17 protein-coding genes are annotated in these 12,560 nt (G+C 72.4%); 7 read left to right on the top strand and 10 right to left on the bottom strand.

The features are described from left to right. Window positions 1-15 precede the first annotated feature (15 nt). Window positions 16-483: a DUF6912 family protein gene (locus BN3788_RS04435; RefSeq protein ID WP_066582609.1), complete on the top strand. Its 468-nt coding sequence runs from the start codon at window positions 16-18 to the stop codon at window positions 481-483. A 32-nt stretch (window positions 484-515) separates the two neighbouring features. Here the strand turns inward: BN3788_RS04435 and BN3788_RS04430 are convergent, their stop codons facing one another. The 5 genes from BN3788_RS04430 to BN3788_RS04410 form a co-directional block, all read right to left on the bottom strand. Then, a complete protein-coding gene (locus BN3788_RS04430; RefSeq protein ID WP_066582608.1) occupies window positions 516-1,313 on the bottom strand; it encodes an inositol monophosphatase family protein in 798 nt (265 codons plus the stop codon). Window positions 1,314-1,380: 67 nt separating this feature from the next. Further along, window positions 1,381-2,469 carry a ribosome small subunit-dependent GTPase A gene (rsgA, locus tag BN3788_RS04425; RefSeq protein ID WP_066582607.1) on the bottom strand — a complete coding sequence of 363 codons (1,089 nt, stop codon included), beginning with the start codon at window positions 2,467-2,469 and terminating at the stop codon, window positions 1,381-1,383. 37 nt (window positions 2,470-2,506) lie between these two features. Then, window positions 2,507-3,814, bottom strand: coding sequence for a 3-phosphoshikimate 1-carboxyvinyltransferase (gene aroA, locus BN3788_RS04420; RefSeq protein ID WP_066582606.1), 1,308 nt, complete (start codon window positions 3,812-3,814; stop codon window positions 2,507-2,509). Between the two features lie 79 nt (window positions 3,815-3,893). Next, the gene (locus BN3788_RS04415) at window positions 3,894-4,484 is read right to left on the bottom strand and encodes a DoxX family protein (protein WP_187138358.1); all 591 of its coding nucleotides are present in this window, start codon (window positions 4,482-4,484) and stop codon (window positions 3,894-3,896) included. A gap of 44 nt (window positions 4,485-4,528) precedes the next feature. Continuing rightward, a complete protein-coding gene (locus BN3788_RS04410) occupies window positions 4,529-5,062 on the bottom strand; it encodes a ferritin (protein ID WP_066582605.1) in 534 nt (177 codons plus the stop codon). A gap of 73 nt (window positions 5,063-5,135) precedes the next feature. Between BN3788_RS04410 and BN3788_RS04405 the strand changes: the two genes are divergently transcribed. Beyond that, window positions 5,136-5,876: a sigma-70 family RNA polymerase sigma factor gene (locus BN3788_RS04405; protein WP_066582815.1), complete on the top strand. Its 741-nt coding sequence runs from the start codon at window positions 5,136-5,138 to the stop codon at window positions 5,874-5,876. Beyond that, the gene (gene rsrA, locus BN3788_RS04400) at window positions 5,873-6,190 is read left to right on the top strand and encodes a mycothiol system anti-sigma-R factor (protein ID WP_082812566.1); all 318 of its coding nucleotides are present in this window, start codon (window positions 5,873-5,875) and stop codon (window positions 6,188-6,190) included. Before BN3788_RS04405 ends, rsrA begins: the two co-directional genes overlap by 4 nt. A 103-nt stretch (window positions 6,191-6,293) precedes the next feature. On the opposite strand, the gene BN3788_RS20165 is transcribed toward rsrA, so the two are convergent. Beyond that, a complete protein-coding gene (locus BN3788_RS20165) occupies window positions 6,294-6,368 on the bottom strand; it encodes a 50S ribosomal protein bL37 (RefSeq protein WP_372456374.1) in 75 nt (24 codons plus the stop codon). A gap of 131 nt (window positions 6,369-6,499) precedes the next feature. Here BN3788_RS20165 and BN3788_RS04395 point away from each other — a divergent pair, with 131 nt between their 5' ends. The 3 genes from BN3788_RS04395 to BN3788_RS04385 all read left to right on the top strand — a co-directional run bounded on the left by BN3788_RS04395 (window position 6,500) and on the right by BN3788_RS04385 (window position 9,121). After that, window positions 6,500-7,591 carry a type IV pilus twitching motility protein PilT gene (locus tag BN3788_RS04395; protein WP_066582604.1) on the top strand — a complete coding sequence of 364 codons (1,092 nt, stop codon included), beginning with the start codon at window positions 6,500-6,502 and terminating at the stop codon, window positions 7,589-7,591. Between the two features lie 91 nt (window positions 7,592-7,682). Continuing rightward, window positions 7,683-8,501, top strand: coding sequence for a DUF4097 family beta strand repeat-containing protein (locus BN3788_RS04390; protein ID WP_066582603.1), 819 nt, complete (start codon window positions 7,683-7,685; stop codon window positions 8,499-8,501). Next, window positions 8,501-9,121, top strand: a complete 621-nt coding sequence (locus BN3788_RS04385; RefSeq protein ID WP_066582602.1) for a PadR family transcriptional regulator — start codon at window positions 8,501-8,503, stop codon at window positions 9,119-9,121. The genes BN3788_RS04390 and BN3788_RS04385 overlap by 1 nt, the downstream gene beginning before the upstream one ends. A gap of 87 nt (window positions 9,122-9,208) precedes the next feature. Here BN3788_RS04385 and BN3788_RS04380 read toward each other — a convergent pair whose 3' ends face one another. Further along, window positions 9,209-9,814, bottom strand: coding sequence for a GDSL-type esterase/lipase family protein (locus tag BN3788_RS04380; RefSeq protein WP_066582601.1), 606 nt, complete (start codon window positions 9,812-9,814; stop codon window positions 9,209-9,211). 163 nt (window positions 9,815-9,977) lie between these two features. Next, complete coding sequence (locus BN3788_RS19210; protein ID WP_159066850.1) at window positions 9,978-10,139, bottom strand: hypothetical protein; 162 nt, start codon at window positions 10,137-10,139, stop codon at window positions 9,978-9,980. A 93-nt stretch (window positions 10,140-10,232) separates the two neighbouring features. Here BN3788_RS19210 and BN3788_RS04375 point away from each other — a divergent pair, with 93 nt between their 5' ends. Continuing rightward, window positions 10,233-11,222 carry a GlxA family transcriptional regulator gene (locus BN3788_RS04375; protein WP_066582814.1) on the top strand — a complete coding sequence of 330 codons (990 nt, stop codon included), beginning with the start codon at window positions 10,233-10,235 and terminating at the stop codon, window positions 11,220-11,222. A gap of 49 nt (window positions 11,223-11,271) precedes the next feature. Here the strand turns inward: BN3788_RS04375 and BN3788_RS19205 are convergent, their stop codons facing one another. Next, complete coding sequence (locus BN3788_RS19205; RefSeq protein WP_147525051.1) at window positions 11,272-11,622, bottom strand: hypothetical protein; 351 nt, start codon at window positions 11,620-11,622, stop codon at window positions 11,272-11,274. Between the two features lie 187 nt (window positions 11,623-11,809). Then, the gene (locus tag BN3788_RS04365; RefSeq protein WP_066582599.1) at window positions 11,810-12,451 is read right to left on the bottom strand and encodes a DUF6318 family protein; all 642 of its coding nucleotides are present in this window, start codon (window positions 12,449-12,451) and stop codon (window positions 11,810-11,812) included. Between the last annotated feature and the right edge of the window lie 109 nt (window positions 12,452-12,560).

Raw genomic sequence — 12,560 nt, 5'->3', positions numbered from 1 at the left:
AGGCACACTGAGGGGGTGCGCATCTACCTTCCCGCGACCCTGGACGAGCTCGACGACCCCGCCGAGGGCGGGCAGCCGGTCCTGGGCGCGCGGCGCGTGCACACAGTGACTCCTGCGCTGCGCGCCGCGCTGCCCGAGGAGGACGAGGAGGAGCTCGAGTACGCCGCGCAGCTCGCCGCCGCCGATGACGCGCTGCTGCTCGTCGCCGGGCGCCCCCACGCCCCGCAGCTCCGCCTCGTGCTGTCCGCCGACGTGCCCGACGGCGCCGTCTCACCCGTGGGCGACGACGGCGTGGCGCCGAGCGCGGTGGAGCTGCGCGAGCCGGTCCCGCTCGCGGACGTCGCCTGCGGGCACGTGGACGAGCCGGAGGCAGCCGAGGACCTGGCGCTCGCCGTCACCGGCGACGAGGCCGCGATCGAACGGCTCGCCGAGCGTGACCTGCTCTGGTACGACGTGAGCGAGCTCGGCGACATCCCGCGCTGAGCGACCGGCCCGGCAGGGCCAGCCCTGCGAGTTCAGCCCTGCGGGTTCAGCGCCGCGAGCGCGGCGTCGTGCAGCAGCCCGTTCGACACGAGCGCCGAGCCGCCGAACGGCCCCGGCACGCCGTCGATGGACGTGAACCGGCCACCCGCCTCGGTGACGATCGGCACCAGCGCCGCCATGTCGTGCAGGGCGAGCTCCGGCTCGGCCGAGAAGTCCACGGCGCCCTCGCCGACCAGCACATGCGACCAGAAGTCCCCGTACGCCCGGGTGCGCCACACGGTCCGGGTCAGGTCGAGGAAGCTGTCGAGCCGGCCCTGCTCCTCCCAGCCGCTGAGGCTGGAGTAGGAGAACGACGCGTCCTTGAGCTCGCTCACGGCCGAGACCCGCATCCGGCTGGCGGCGGCGAGCGAACGACCCGTCCACGCGCCCGAGCCCTTCGCCGCCCACCAGCGGCGGCCCAGGGCGGGCGCGCTGACCACGCCGATCACGACCTCGTCGTTGTCGATCAGGGCGATGAGGGTGGCCCATACGGGCACGCCCCGGACGAAGTTCTTGGTGCCGTCGATCGGGTCGACGACCCAGCGCCGCGGCCCATGACCCGTGTCCGGCATCTCCTCGCCGTGCACGGCGTCGCGTGAGCGCGCACGGCTGAGCTGGGTGCGGATGATCTCCTCGGCGGTCCGATCGGCGTCGGAGACCGGTGTCAGGTCGGGCTTGGTGTCCACGCGCAGGTCCTGCGCCTTGAAGCGGGACATCGTCACGGAGTCGACCTGGTCGGCCATCACGTGCGCGAGGCGCAGGTCGTCGTCGTACCCGGGGCGCAGGCTCATGGGCACACCGTAGCGGGGCGCGGGACGCCACCGGCCCTGGACCGGGCTGCTGAGACGGCGCCGGAGCTCATGGGGCCGAGCCGGATGTGCCGCCGTCGGCGCCGCGATCGGCGTCGAGCGTGCCCGTGCGGCTCGCGAGGAGGCGCCGGAACGAGCCCAGCCGGGCTGCGCGGGCTGCGCGCACCGTGTCGTCTGGAGCGGCGGCGACCCACTCGTCGAGGGCGCAATCCGGCGCGTCCGCGGTGTGCGTGCAGCCACGCGGGCACTCCTGCGCGACCTCGGACAGGTCGGCGAATGCCCGCAGCAGGTTCTCCGGGGTGACATGGGCCAGCCCAAAGGAGCGGACGCCCGGCGTGTCGATGACCCATGTGGCCGGCGTCCCGGCCGGCTCGGGGACCCGCAGGGCGACGGCGGACGTCGAGGTGTGGCGGCCCCGGCCGGTCACGTCGTTGACGACTCCGACGGCCCGGTACGCATCCGGCACCAGCGCGTTGACGAGCGTCGACTTGCCGACGCCCGAGTGCCCGACGAGCACCGACGTGCGCCCGGCGAGCTCCTCGCGGAGCGCGTCGAGCCCGTGGATGTCGCCGTCGGAGCGGCTGGTGACGACCACCTTGACCCCGATGGGCTCGTACATGGCGACCAGCTCGGCGGGGTCGGCGAGGTCGGCCTTGGTCAGCGCGAGCAGCGCGTCCATGCCGGCGTCGTAGGCCGCGGCGACGCAGCGGTCGATCATGCGGGTGCGGGGCTCGGGGTCGGCGAGGGCCGTGACGATCACGAGCTGGTCGGCGTTCGCGACGATGACGCGCTCCACCGGGTCGGTGTCGTCCGCGGTGCGGCGCAGCACCGTGGTGCGCTCGGTGATCCGGACGATGCGGGCCAGCGAGCCATCGGCGCCCGAGGTGTCGCCCACCAGGTCGACGCGGTCGCCGGGGACCACCCGGTCGCGGCCGAGCTCGCGGGCCTTCATCGCGATGGCCCGGCGCTCCTGCGGGGTTCCCGCGTCCACCAATACCGTGTACCGGCCGCGGTCCACGCCCGTGACGAGGGCCGATTCGGCGTCGGCGTGCTCCGGGCGCGTCTTGGTGCGCGGCCGGGACCCGCGGCGGCCCGGGCGGACGCGGATGTCGGACTCGTCGAGCGGACGCTGTGCCACGCTCAGCGGCCTCCGCTGACAGGGATCGTGGCGCGGCTCATGCGAGCATCCCGTCCCACATCCCGACGAAGTCGGGCAGCGTCTTCGACGTGGTGGCGACGTCCTGCACGCGCACCCCGGGGACGGCGAGCCCGAGCAAAGCCCCGGCGGTCGCCATGCGGTGGTCGGCGTAGGTCTGCACCGTGCCGCCGTGCAGGCGGCGCGGCGTGATGTCCAGGCCGTCCTCGGTCTCCACGACCTGGCCGCCGAGGCGCGTGATCTCCGTGGTCAGCGCCGCGAGCCGGTCCGTCTCGTGGCCGCGCAGGTGCGCGATGCCCCGCAGGCGGGTCGGCGAGTCGGCGAGGGCGGCCAGGGCGGCGATGGTCGGCGCGATCTCCCCGGCGGCGTGCAGGTCGAGGTCGACACCGCGCACGACGCCGCTGCCGCGCACCGTCAAGACGTCGCCGTCCAGCCTGGTCTCGGCGCCCATCTGCTCGAGGATGCCGGGCAGCAGCCCGCCGGGCTGCGTGGTCGAGGCAGGCCAGCCGGGCACCCGCACGGCGCCCCCGGCCACGAGCGCGGCGCACAGGAACGGCGCCGCGTTCGACAGGTCGGGCTCGACGCGCACGTCCCGACCGGCGATGGCCCCGGGCTCGACGCGCCAGACGGCGGGGGCGGAGTCGTCGACAGTGACCCCGGCGTCGCGGAGCAGCGCCACCGTCATCTCGATGTGCGGCACGCTCGGCAGCGTCGCCCCGATGTGCCGCAGCGTCAGTCCGCGCTGGAATCGTGCGCCCGCGAGGAGTAGCCCGGAGACGAACTGGCTCGACCCGGAGGCGTCGACCTCGACATAGCCACCGCGCACGGCGCCCTCGCCCAGCACGGTGAACGGCAGGCGGCCGGGCTCGCCGTGGTCGTCCACGCGCACTCCGAGCGCCCGCAGGGCGTCGAGCACGGGCCCCATCGGACGCACGCGCGCGCCCGCGTCGCCGTCGAACCGCACCGGGCCGTCCGCCAGGGCGGCGATCGGAGGGACGAAGCGCATCACGGTGCCGGCCAAGCCGCACTCGACGTCCGTGGACCCGCGGAGCTGGCCGGGGTCGACGGCCCAGTCCTGGCCGTCGTCGTCGATGCGCACGCCGAGGCTGCGCAGCGCCTGGGCCATCAACAGCGTGTCGCGCGAGCGCAGCGCGCCGCGCAGCCGCCCGGGGGAGTCAGCCAGCGCGGCGAGGACGAGGTACCGGTTGGTGAGCGACTTGGAGCCGGGCACCTCGACTGTCGCGTCGAGGGGGCCGCTGGCGGTGGGCGCCTCCCACGCGTCGTCGACAAGGTCGGCGTCGGGCGCAAGATCGTGCGAGGTCGTCATGCGACCAGGCTATCCGGCCCGCCGTGGAACCCGCCCGGGCGTCCGGCGTGCGCCCGGGCGGGGTGGGCGTCTCCGCGACTCAGTGCGGCAAGGAGCGGGCGGCGCCCGCCGCGGTCGACCGTGCGCTGCGGACAGCCGCTGCGGCGTGCTCCTTCGCGGTCCCGGCGGCCTCGGCGGCGGCCGCGACCTTGTGCTCGCGCGCCTGTCCCACCCGCCAGGCGATGCCCGGGCGGCCTTCGTGGTCGATCCCGGCCAGCAGCGCGCCGCCGGTGAAGGCGAGCGACCGGATGAGCCGACGGCGCCGTTCGCGGCGTTCCTCAGAGCTCACGGGGGCACGCTTCTTGTCGGGCAGGTTGGCGGCCACCAACGGTGCGGTGAGGCCCGCGAGGACGAGCGCCGCCGTGCGGGGCGCCTTGCCCGTGGCGAGGGCCAGGCCCGCGACCGCCGTCGCGACGCCGTGCGCCTGCACCACTGTGGTGACCTGGCGGTGGCTGGGCTCGCGCAGCATCTCGAGGGCGCCGCCGAAGGCGCCTCTGGGCACGCGGCCTATCGCCGAGGCCAGGGCCCCGGCGGCGATGGCTGTGTGCGCGGAGGGATGGCGGACCGCGTCCAGCCCCTCACTGATGAACCACGTGGCGAACATCGGGCGGGCGACCTTGCGGAGCAGCATCGGGTCCTCCTGTGTCGGTGGGGTCGGGTGCGGAGTTCTGCCGGCTAGATCGCGCCGCCGGCAGCCGCGGGGGCGTCGGCGGACTCGCCGCCGTCGCCGATCTGCTCGCGTGCGACGTAGTTCTCCAGGTCGAACAGGTTGTCGCCAGCGCGCTCGGCGACGGTGCGCAGCGTCGAGGCGGACGCGACCTCCTCGACCTGCTCCTTGAGGAACCACAGGAGGAACTGTTCGCCGAGGGCGTCGCCCTCCTGGCGGGCCGCCCGGAAGATCGCCTCGATCTGGGAGGTGACCTGCTTCTCCTGGGCCAGCGCGAGCGTGATGGGCTCCAGCACGGAGGCGAAGTCATTGCGCACCGCGCTCCCGGCGGGGATCGCGACGGGCAGGTCACGGTCGAGCAGGTACTGGACGATCATCATCGCGTGGTTGCGCTCCTCGAGCGCCTGCCGGTAGTAGTGGCGCGCGAGCTGGGGGAGGTCCTGCCCGTCGAACCACACGGCGATGGCCACGTACTGCTGGTGGGCGTCGAACTCGTGCCCGATCTGTTCCCGGAGCAGCTTCACGAATGTCGAGTCAGTCATGCCTGCACGCTAGTCGGACGGGCGCGGTGGCGCGCTCGGGAATCCCCGTGCACGTCGGCGTGTTGTGCCCGACATGAGTTGCGCCCTCGCCACCAGGCCACCCGAGACGATCGTGCCCGCTGTCGTGGATGTGGCGCTCGCGGGGGCTGCGCGCCCGTCTCAGCGGGCGGGGCTAGGCTCGGACGTGATGAGCGAAGACACCCACCGGGCGCCCGACGCCGAGGGCGACGCGGCCCGCAATGCGCGTTTCGAGACGGATGCGCTGGTCTACCTGGACCAGCTGTACGGCGCTGCCCTGCGGATGACTCGCAACCCCTCCGACGCGGAGGACCTGGTGCAGGAGACCTTCGCGAAGGCGTTCGCGGCGTTCCACCAGTACCGCCCCGGCACGAACCTCAAGGCCTGGCTGTACCGGATCCTCACGAACACGTTCATCAACACCTACCGCAAGAAGCAGCGCGAGCCCCTGCAGTCGGCGTCCGAGGACGTGGAGGACTGGCAGATCCACCGTGCGGCGTCACACACGTCGGCGGGCCTGCGCTCGGCTGAGGCGGAGGCGCTGGACCGACTGCCGGACTCGGACGTGAAGGACGCGCTGGCGCGGCTCCCGGAGGACTTCCGGATCGCCGTGTACCTGGCGGACGTCGAGGGCTTCGCCTACAAGGAGATCGCCGAGATCATGGGCACGCCGATCGGGACGGTGATGTCCCGGCTGCACCGTGGTCGAGCCCAGCTGCGTGACCTGCTGGCCGACTACGCCCGCAGCCGGGGTCTCGTTGGCGTGTCATCGACCGGACCGAAGGGGACGCGATGAGCGTGTGGGAACCGACGTCGTCGGAGCCGCTCATGCCGGCGCACGATCCGTTGCGGCTGCGTGACGAGGGCTGCGGCGAGGGCTGCACCGAGGCGCTCGACCGGTTGTTCGAGTACCTCGACTCCGAGTTGGAGGCCCCGGACCAGCAGCGTGTCCGCGCGCACCTCGAGGAGTGCCGGCCGTGCCTGGAGGAGTTCGACGTCGAGGTCGTGGTGAAGCGACTGGTGCGGCGGTGCTGCCAGGAGGAGGCCCCTACCGAGTTGCGGGTCCGTATAGAAGAGCAGATGACGTTCTTGCGCATGCGCCGCCCGTGACGGCCCGCCCCGCGGGGCGGCCAGCTGGCGCATGACGACAACAGGCCCGGTGCGAGTCGCACCGGGCCTGTGTCATGTCTGCCGACGTTCCGGCCACAACGCCTCAGGCGTTGGGACGGTTGCCGTGGTTCGCGGCGTTGCCCTTGCGGGCCCGACGCTTGCGTCCGCGCTTGCTCATGGGATCTCCTCACGTACTGGCGCCCGTGATGCGCGCCGGATTCGGGTCCATGCTCCCACACCTGGCGGCGCCGATGCGCCGAGGGGGCGCCGGATCTCAAGTCGGAGGGTCCGTCCTCCGATGAGTGAGGGGTGAGCGACCAGCCGCTGTCCGTCATCCCGTTCCTGCACGCCTTGGCCAGCACGGGCGGATCCGACCTGCATGTGAAGGTCGGATCGCCGCCCCGCGTGCGGGTCGATGGGCGGCTGCGCCGGCTCCAGGTGCGGGATCTGAAGCCGAAGGACACCGAGCTGATGCTCTCCGAGGTGCTCCCGGAGGATCTGGTCGACTCGTTCCGGCGCACCCATGAGGCTGACTTCGCCTACTCGGTGCCCGGTGTCGGCCGGTTCCGCGCCAACGCCTATCAGGCGCGCGGCACCTTCGGGATGGTGTTCCGGCGGGTCTCCGTCGGCGCGCAGTCCGTGGCGGACCTGGGCCTTCCGGAGATCGTGGGGGATCTGGCCCTGGAGCCGCGCGGGCTGGTGCTGGTGACCGGTCCCACGGGATCGGGCAAGACGACGACGCTGGCGTCGATGGTCGACCTCATCAACACCACCCGCGAGGTCAACATCGTGACCATCGAGGATCCCATCGAGGTGCTCCACCAGGACAAGAAGTCGATCATCTCGCAGCGTGAGGTGCGCCAGGACACCGCCGATTTCGCCGTGGCCCTGCGCGCGGCGATGCGCCAGGACCCCGATGTGATCTTGGTGGGGGAGATGCGCGACGTCGAGACGGTGCGCGCGGCGCTGTCGGCGGCGGAGACGGGCCACCTCGTGCTCTCGACGCTGCACACCATCGACGCGCCCGAGACGATCAACCGCATCGTCGACTTCTTCCCCCCGCATGAGCAGAAGCAGGTGCGGGTCGCGCTGGCGCAGGCGCTGCGCGGGATCGTCTCGCAGCGGCTGGTGCGCAACGCGGATGGCAACGGCCGGCGGCCGGCCGTCGAGGTGATGGTCAACACGGGGCGCACGGCCGAGTCGATCTTGGAGCCGATGGACAACCCGCCGCTGCTCGACCTCATCCGCGAGGGCGACTACTACAAGATGCAGACCTTCGACCAGCATCTGCTCCAGCTCATCCGGGACGACGCGATCACGTACGACGACGCGTGCGCGGTGGCGACGAACCCGCAGGACCTCACGGTGGAGCTGCGCGCGGCGGGGCTGCTGGTCTCCTGACGGCTCGGATGGCCCGACCCCTTGTGGGCGGGGTTGAACGCGATATAACGTGTCTCAAGACGCGATATATCTCGATCCCCCGGAGGAAGTCATGGCCACCGAGTCCTGGGTCGTCACCGGCCCCCAGATCATCGAGGTCGACGACGTCGCCCGTCTGCGCGTTCAGGTCGTGCGCGGCCGGGTCGACGTCGTCGCTCACACCGACCCCGCCGCACGCGGCGTCCGCGTCGAGGTGCACTCAGTGTCCGGGCGCCCGCTCGAGGTGTCCCTCGCGCAGGGCGAGCTCCAGGTCGGCTACAGCTTCACCCTCGGCGGATGGGACAACTTCGTCGACAAGTTCCGCACCTTCCGCGACAACGACTCCGTCGACGTGCACATCGCCGTGCCCGAGGACGTGGCCGTCCGGCTCGGCACCGTGGGCGCCGAGGGGCTGCTGGCAGGCGTCCAGCAGGATGCTGCCGTGTCGACCGTCTCGGGAAGCCTCGTCACCGACCGGACCCGCGGCGCCCTGACGGCCCGATCGGTCTCAGGCGACATCGTGGTGCGCGACCACATCGGCGACCTGCGGTTCAACAGCGTGAGCGGGGACGTGACAGCCTCCGGCGACCTGACGCGCGTCACGGCCAACACCGTCGCGGGCGACGTGTCGCTCGACGTCGCCTCGGCGTCCTCCGCGCTCACGGCCTCGACCATCTCGGGCCACGTCACCGTGCGGCTGCCGCAGGAGCGCGGCCTGCGGGTCGAGGCGCGCAGCGTCACCGGCCGCGTCGTGGTCGATGGCAGGCAGCACTCCGGGTCCGGCCCGAGCCAGACGAAGGTCGACCTGCCCGCCGAGGGGTACTGCTTCATCTCCTGCTCCACCGTCTCCGGCCACCTCACCGTCCTGCGCGGCCCGGCCCAGGGCGTTTGATGGCGCCGGTGTTCGCCCACGGGCAGCTGCGGCTGTACCTGCTCGCACTGCTCGAGCAGGGGAGCGCGCACGGGTACGAGATCATCCGGGCGCTCTCCGACAGGTTCGGCGGCGTCTACCGGCCAAGCCCGGGGACTATCTACCCCCGGCTGGCCCGGCTCGAGGACGAAGGCCTGGTGGCCCGCTCCGACGAGGGGCGCAAGGGCACCTACGCGCTGACCGACGCCGGCCGCGAGGAGTTGGAGCGCCGCAGGGGCGAGCTGGCGCAGCTCGAGCAGGACCTGGCGGGGACGGTGCGGGACCTCGCCGCGCAGGTGCGCGCCGACGTGCGTGACTCGATGGCCGGCCTGCGCGCGGAGCTCGCCGCCGCGGCGCAGCAGGCTCGGGCGAGCGGCGCGCCCAGGACCGACGGCGCGCCCGCCGCCGACGATCAGTCGGGCAGGCACGAGTCGCATGCCCGCCGAGTCGAGGTCGAGGCCATGCTTCAGCGGTTCCGTGATGACGTCCGAGCTGACCTTCGCCAGGCGGACGCGCGCGCCGCGGTCGGCCCGCTCACGGTCGAGACCGTGCGGACGGTGCTCGACAGCGCGCTGGCCGCCGTCAGGTCGACGTTGCGCTGACCAGCGGCTGAGCGGCTGTGTTGAGCGGCTGAGCGTGGGCGGCTAGAGGTGGGGCGGCTGCGGCGTGCTGAGCGGGCCGCAGGTGGACTAGACCGTGTCGTCGGGCAAGCCGAGCCAGGTGTGCCAGCCGGTGTGCAGGACGAGCCAGGCCATCAGGCCGTAGCCCGCCTGGCCCGGCAGCAGGCCGTCGCCCGACGCCATGTCGGCGAGCCACTGCTCATGCGCGGCGAGGGGTGTGAACGTGTCGACGTAGGGCACGCGGCGCCGGGTGGCGACATCGGCGTACGCGGCCGAGAGGTCGGCGAGGCGGTCCGCGTCGGCGGCGCGTCCGGGCGGCGGGCCCACGACGAAGGCGGGGATGCGTCGCTGCTCGGCGACGTCGAGGATGTTGGCGAGGTTGAGGCGGCTGCGGGCCAGCGAGAGCCCGGCGCCGATATCCGCGCGGCCGAGGCCGATGACGAGGCGGTTGTCGGCGTCGGCGGCGAAGCGACGGTCAGCCTCCTCCTCCCATCGGGCGCCGAGGGCGGTGCTGGTTTCGCCGGGCACGGCCAGGGTGAGGACGGCAGGCGGGGCGGAGGCAGGGGTGCGGGCCGTCACGCGCCCGACCCAGCCGAGGCCCTTCGGGTCGCCGACGCCGGCTGCCAGCTCGTCGCCGACCACCGCGAGGCGCAGCGGCTGCTCGCCCACACTCATCACTCCAGCCCATCTCGTGCGCGCGCACCTGCCGGTCTGTCGACCTCAGGGGCGTGCGCGTCCGGGGCTCAGTGTCTCAGGCGCGGCACGGCCGCACGGGATGATCTGCGGGCGCGGCGCGGCCACGATCGTGGAGTCCGATGGGTCGGAGGGGAGCGAAAGGTCAGAAGTAGGGCGTTCCGCGCGTTGCGTCGGCGGGCAGGCTGGAGGCGTGGGAGACGGGAGGAGGGGTGGAGCCGTAGCCGTCGCGCCGGACCTGCTGCGCCAACAGGACGAGCAGGGCGAGGAAGGCGGCCAGCCCCAAGATGGTCCACAAGATGTCCATGGCAGAAAGTCTGCGCACGAGTCGATCCCGCCACCAGTGGCGGAAACGCGCGTTACCGTTGAGTTCCTGCCAAAGCGAGTCGATACTGGGGTGATGCTGCGCAGCGTCACCGCCATCGCGCTCCCGGGGGTCGCCCCGTTCGAGCTCGGCGTGGTGTGCGAGGTCTTCGGCATCGACCGCAGTGACACCGGCGGCCCGAACTTCGACTTCACCGTATGCGGCGTCGAGGCTGGCACGGTGTCGACCAAGATCGGCATCAGCATCGTCGTGGAGCACGGCCTGGAGGCCGCGGCCGACGCCGACCTCGTGGTCATGTCCGCCTACGACGCCCTGACCACGCCGCCGCCGGAGGTGCTCGAGGTGCTGCGCCAGGCGTACGCGCGCGGCGCCTGGGTGCTGAGCGTGTGCAGCGGCGCCTTCGCCCTCGGCGCCGCGGGCCTGCTCGACGGCCGGCACTGCACGACGCATTGGATGTACACCGAGCAACTCGCCCGCGAGTACCCCACGGCGATCGTCGACCCGGCAGTGCTCTACGTCGAGGACGACCGGGTGATCACCAGCGCCGGCACAGCCGCCGGCATCGACGCGTGCCTGCACCTGGTCCGCCGCGAGCTCGGCGCCGCGGCCGCGGCGGCTGTCGCACGGCGCATGGTCGTCGCCCCCCATCGGGACGGCGGGCAGGCCCAATACGTCGAGACACCGCTCCCGCCCGACGCCGACACCCTCGCCCCGCTGCTCGCCTGGATGCGAGAACGCCTCGACGCGAACCTCTCGGTTCCGGTGCTCGCCAACCAGGCGCTCATGTCCGAGCGCACCTTCGCCCGCCGGTTCCGGGCCGAGACCGGCGCCACCCCCGCCGCCTGGGTCACCCGCCAGCGCGTGGCGCGCGCACAGGAACTGCTCGAACGCACCGACGCCAGCATCGAAGAGGTCTCCCGCAACTGCGGCTTCGGCACAGCAGCGGTGCTCCGCCACCACTTCGCACGGCTGCTCGGCACGAGCCCGGTGGCCTATCGACGGACGTTCGCCGGCGCGGCGCACCACACCCCGAACGACCCCGCCACTGCCGCGACACTCGGTTAGCCGCGCTGCCCCTGGGCTGCCGCCGTGCGGTCAGGTGAAGGGCCCGTCCTCAGCAGCCGGGTGCTGTGGGGTTGTCGTGGCAGGTGTCGGCGACGAGGTGGGAGCGGGATTCGTGGATGGTGACGGGTGGGTGGCTGGTGGTGGTGGTGGCGGTGCCGGTGATGGGGTGCCAGGTGGTGGCGCCGGCGATTTGGTACTGCCCTGACCAGGTGGTGGTGAGGGTGATGGTGAAGGTGCCGAGTTGGGGGGTCGGAGGTGTATAAGAGACGGGCGGTGGGTATCCGCCGCAGTCGGGCAGGGGGACTGTGCCGTCTGCTGGGGGGCAGGGTGTGCCCTCGGCGGGGTAGACCTGCCCGGCGGCGGACTCGCACTGCTCCATCCGCTTGTACTCCGTCAGCACCGCCAGCGGATCACCTGCAGCCTTCGCCGCTTCCCAGGCCGCCTGACCCATCGCCGATTGCCTCGCCTCGACTTGAGCTGCATCGTCGTCCAAGGTCGCCTTCAACGAGTGGGATGGCGGAGGTGACGGGACGGGGGACGGGGGCGCCACCGCGAGGACTAAGGCAGTTACGAGAACAGCGAGGGCGTTACCCATCGGAGTCCGAGGTCTCGAAAGCACGCACGAGCCACTCATCCCCCTCCCAGAACATGACGAGCCTCGCGTCAGACGTCTGCGTTGCGGCGGTCTGCGACACCACGATTCCTGTGGCGTCGATCTCAGTGGTCGGGCCTTGCGACAGGGTGGCTTGCACCGAGAACGAATGCCCCGGGTTGAGTTCGACTGCGACGGCGTTCGCGACGGCCATCTCAGCGCCCACTGAGTGATTCCCGCGGTTGTGCATCTCCTCGACGCCGTCGACGACGCTCGCGCAGAAGATGCACTCGGGATGGCTGAGCGCGTTCCACTCGGTGAGGTCGCCGGTGTTGTAGACGTACGGGTAGAGCGACATGAAGTACGTCGCGGCAGCGATCGCGCCGTCGATGGTGGCGTCGGCCATCGCGGCGGGGCGCTCGGGCTGGGCAGAGCGGGTCGGGCTCGGGGTGGGAGTCGGGCTGGGCGTGGCGGCGGCGCCGGTCGCCATGGGCCCAGAGTCTGGCGTCGTGTCGGCCTGGGTGCATCCCACGAGCCCGAGCGTCGTGGCCAGGATGAGTGCGGCCGCACCCGCGCGGGCGAGTCGGCGCCTGGGCGCGTCGCGGGCGAACGGGTGCGAGCGCAGCGGCGGGATCATGCGAGTGAACCTAGCGAGAACCTGACATCTCGGTCACCCGCGATCTCTCGCTGTGGACAACGGGCCTTATGAACGACAAACGCCCCACCCCGAGATGGGGCAGGGCGTC

It is taken from the genome of Cellulomonas timonensis (assembly GCF_900046455.1).
Lineage (GTDB): Bacteria > Actinomycetota > Actinomycetes > Actinomycetales > Cellulomonadaceae > Cellulomonas_A > Cellulomonas_A timonensis.
Note: the sequence above shows the minus strand (reverse complement) of the source record. Positions and strands in the feature narration are given on the sequence as shown.

What these genes read in the sequence shown, in the direction of transcription:
- BN3788_RS04430 (WP_066582608.1), bottom strand. Translation starts at nt 1,313, where the DNA reads ATGAGCCTGCGCCCCGGGTACGACGACGACCTGCGCCTCGCGCACGTG.
- aroA (WP_066582606.1), bottom strand. Translation starts at nt 3,814, where the DNA reads ATGACGACCTCGCACGATCTTGCGCCCGACGCCGACCTTGTCGACGAC.
- BN3788_RS04415 (WP_187138358.1), bottom strand. Translation starts at nt 4,484, where the DNA reads ATGCTGCTCCGCAAGGTCGCCCGCCCGATGTTCGCCACGTGGTTCATC.
- BN3788_RS04410 (WP_066582605.1), bottom strand. Translation starts at nt 5,062, where the DNA reads ATGACTGACTCGACATTCGTGAAGCTGCTCCGGGAACAGATCGGGCAC.
- BN3788_RS04405 (WP_066582815.1), top strand. Translation starts at nt 5,136, where the DNA reads ATGAGTTGCGCCCTCGCCACCAGGCCACCCGAGACGATCGTGCCCGCT.
- rsrA (WP_082812566.1), top strand. Translation starts at nt 5,873, where the DNA reads ATGAGCGTGTGGGAACCGACGTCGTCGGAGCCGCTCATGCCGGCGCAC.
- BN3788_RS04390 (WP_066582603.1), top strand. Translation starts at nt 7,683, where the DNA reads ATGGCCACCGAGTCCTGGGTCGTCACCGGCCCCCAGATCATCGAGGTC.
- BN3788_RS04385 (WP_066582602.1), top strand. Translation starts at nt 8,501, where the DNA reads ATGGCGCCGGTGTTCGCCCACGGGCAGCTGCGGCTGTACCTGCTCGCA.
- BN3788_RS04380 (WP_066582601.1), bottom strand. Translation starts at nt 9,814, where the DNA reads ATGAGTGTGGGCGAGCAGCCGCTGCGCCTCGCGGTGGTCGGCGACGAG.
- BN3788_RS19210 (WP_159066850.1), bottom strand. Translation starts at nt 10,139, where the DNA reads ATGGACATCTTGTGGACCATCTTGGGGCTGGCCGCCTTCCTCGCCCTG.
- BN3788_RS04375 (WP_066582814.1), top strand. Translation starts at nt 10,233, where the DNA reads ATGCTGCGCAGCGTCACCGCCATCGCGCTCCCGGGGGTCGCCCCGTTC.
- BN3788_RS04365 (WP_066582599.1), bottom strand. Translation starts at nt 12,451, where the DNA reads ATGATCCCGCCGCTGCGCTCGCACCCGTTCGCCCGCGACGCGCCCAGG.